This window comes from Pseudomonas sp. NPDC085632 (assembly GCF_044541255.1).
GTDB lineage: Bacteria > Pseudomonadota > Gammaproteobacteria > Pseudomonadales > Pseudomonadaceae > Aquipseudomonas.
This window is the reverse complement of record NZ_JBITSX010000094.1, coordinates 1,569-4,360: the sequence shown is the minus strand read 5'-3', so window position 1 is coordinate 4,360 and position 2,792 is coordinate 1,569. Positions and strand designations below refer to the sequence as shown.

General features: G+C 59.3%; 1 protein-coding gene and 2 pseudogenes. All 3 read left to right on the top strand.

The window, feature by feature from the left end:
• Positions 1–78: 78 nt before the first annotated feature.
• Positions 79–837 (top strand): annotated as a pseudogene (locus ACIF4X_RS28980) (acetyl-CoA carboxylase carboxyltransferase subunit alpha); the annotation flags it as partial.
• A gap of 108 nt (positions 838–945) precedes the next feature.
• Positions 946–2,274, top strand: a complete 1,329-nt coding sequence (gene tilS, locus ACIF4X_RS28975) for a tRNA lysidine(34) synthetase TilS (RefSeq protein WP_397484670.1) — start codon at positions 946–948, stop codon at positions 2,272–2,274.
• A 274-nt stretch (positions 2,275–2,548) separates the two neighbouring features.
• Positions 2,549–2,792: pseudogene (pyrG, locus tag ACIF4X_RS28970) on the top strand (CTP synthetase); the annotation flags it as partial.

Below are 2,792 nucleotides of genomic sequence, written 5' to 3'. Positions count from 1 at the left end.
GCACATAAAAAATCCCCGACTGGTTCGGGGATTTTTTTTGCCTGCTGTTTGCCTTTGTGAGAGCGAGCCTGCTCGCGAGCGCGTCACCCGAAACGCCCGTATACCCTGGACTACATCCAGCACATCTTCACCGAGTTCGACGAACTGCACGGCGACCGTCACTTCTCTGACGACGCGGCAATCGTTGGCGGTATCGCCCGTCTGGAAGACCAGCCGGTGATGATCATCGGTCACCAGAAAGGCCGTGAAGTGCGCGAGAAGGTACGTCGTAACTTCGGCATGCCGCGTCCGGAAGGCTACCGCAAGGCTTGCCGTCTGATGGAAATGGCCGAGCGCTTCAAAATGCCGATCCTGACTTTCATCGACACCCCGGGTGCCTACCCGGGTATCGACGCTGAAGAGCGCAACCAGAGCGAAGCGATCGCCTGGAACCTGCGTGTGATGTCGCGTCTGAAGACCCCGATCATCGCCACCGTTATCGGTGAAGGCGGTTCCGGTGGTGCGCTGGCGATCGGCGTCTGCGATCAGTTGAACATGCTGCAATACTCGACCTACGCGGTGATCTCGCCGGAAGGTTGCGCTTCGATTCTGTGGAAAACCGCAGAAAAGGCGCCGGATGCTGCTGAAGCGATGGGCATCACCGCAGAGCGTCTGAAAGGCCTGGGCATTGTCGACAAGGTGATTGGCGAGCCTCTGGGCGGCGCTCACCGTGATCCGGCGGCTGCGGCGGCTTCGATCCGTGCAGAGCTGAGCTCGCAATTGGCGATGCTGAAGAAGTTCGATAACGAAGCGCTGTTGAAGCGCCGTTACGATCGACTGATGAGCTACGGTCTCTAAGTCGAGCGCAATACCCCTGTAGGAGCTGCCGAAGGCTGCGATCTTTCAAGATCAAAAGATCGCAGCCTTCGGCAGCTCCTACAGGATCCATGAGAAGCGACCCTCTCTATGAATTCTTCGAAGAGTGATTTGCCTTCCCGGCTGTTGCTGAAACTTGAGCCCTGGCGCAACGCCACTCATTGGCGTATCGCCTTCTCCGGTGGCCTCGATTCCACTGTTCTGCTGCATCTGCTTGTCCATCTCGCTCAATCCGAATCTCTCCCTCCGTTAAGCGCAATTCATATCCATCACGGCCTTCAGGCTGTGGCTGATGCGTGGCCGGCACATTGCCAGTCCGTCTGCGAAGCGCTGGGCGTACCGCTGCTGATCGAGCGGGTGAAGGTGCAACCGGGCGCAAGTCTGGAACGGGCGGCGCGGGATGCGCGGTACGCGGTGTTCAGTTCGCTGACCCAGGCCAATGATGTCTTGCTGACTGGCCAGCATCGCGATGATCAGGCGGAAACCCTGCTGTTCCGGCTGTTACGTGGCGCCGGTGTGCGCGGATTATCCGGGATGCCGGTGCAGCGGCCATTGGGGCAGGGCACGCTGGTTCGTCCGTTACTGGAAATCTCTCGCGCCGAACTGGAAGCGTATGCGCAGGCACATCAATTGCGCTGGATCGAAGACCCGTCAAACCAGGATCGGCAGTTCTCGCGTAACTACCTGCGGCATCAGGTCATGCCATTGCTGACCGAACGCTGGCCGCAAGCCCAAGCGAGCATGGCTCGCAGCGCTGTGCACCTGCGTGAAGCCCAGGGACTGCTCGATGAGCTGGCGCAGATTGATCTGAAGCACGCTGCGACTGAGCATGATTTCGAATGGCTGCGATTACCGTCGCTGGAACTGGCGCCGCTGGCCGCGCTGTCTGTTGCACGTCAACGAAACGCGATCAGTCATTGGCTTGAACCGTTGACACGGCTGCCCGATGCCGACCATTGGTCGGGTTGGACGGATCTGTGCGATGCCGGCCACGATGCCTCGCCAATCTGGCGTCTGGCCGATGGCAATTTGCACCGTAGCGCCGGTCGTGTGTGGTGGCTGAGCGGCAACTGGTTGCGCACACCAGTGATCGGTGCCGACTGGCAAGCGCCGTCGTCAGCGCTACGCTTGGCCGGTAATGGGCGGGTCAGGTTCAGCGGGCAGACGCCTTGCGGGCCGTTGCGCATTGCCTATCGTCAGGGCGGAGAAGTCATGCACCTGGCGGATCGCGGTCACCGCGACCTCAAGCGCCTGCTCAATGAGCGCGCGGTGCCGGGCTTCCTCCGTGGCAGATTGCCGCTGCTGTTTCGCGGTGATGAATTGCTCGCGGTGGCGAACCTGCCGGGACTTGATGGCCCTGTGCAGGATGGTTGGAAATTGCATTGGCTGCCAACAGACGAAGATCAAGGTTTGAGCTGAAAGGAGCATTCCGGTAGACTACGCTCCCTTCTTGATACAACTTCTGTGGATTCGCCTGAATTGCAGGAGTTGCCGATTACCAAGCAGTCTTTGCTGGGCGATTCCAAAAAATGTGTAGCGAGCAACGTACCGGTGTTTCATCTGCCGGTCTGTCCCAACGCGGCGGTTTTTTTGAAAGGTGCACTGTGATTAATGCAGGTGATCGGGGGCTTCGGCCTTCCTTCGCTTTCCCCGGCGGCTCGTACCGCTTTAACGCAGACTTCTAGGGTTTTTCATGACGCGCTACATATTCGTCACGGGCGGTGTTGTTTCTTCATTGGGGAAAGGCATTGCCTCGGCTTCATTGGCGGCTATCCTGGAGGCGCGGGGGCTTAAGGTCACCATGCTGAAGCTGGATCCGTACATCAACGTCGATCCGGGCACCATGAGTCCGTTCCAGCACCCTGAACAGATCGTCACACCACACGGCGCACAGAACGACCACCCACAACGCACAGACCAACCGATCGTCCGCACCG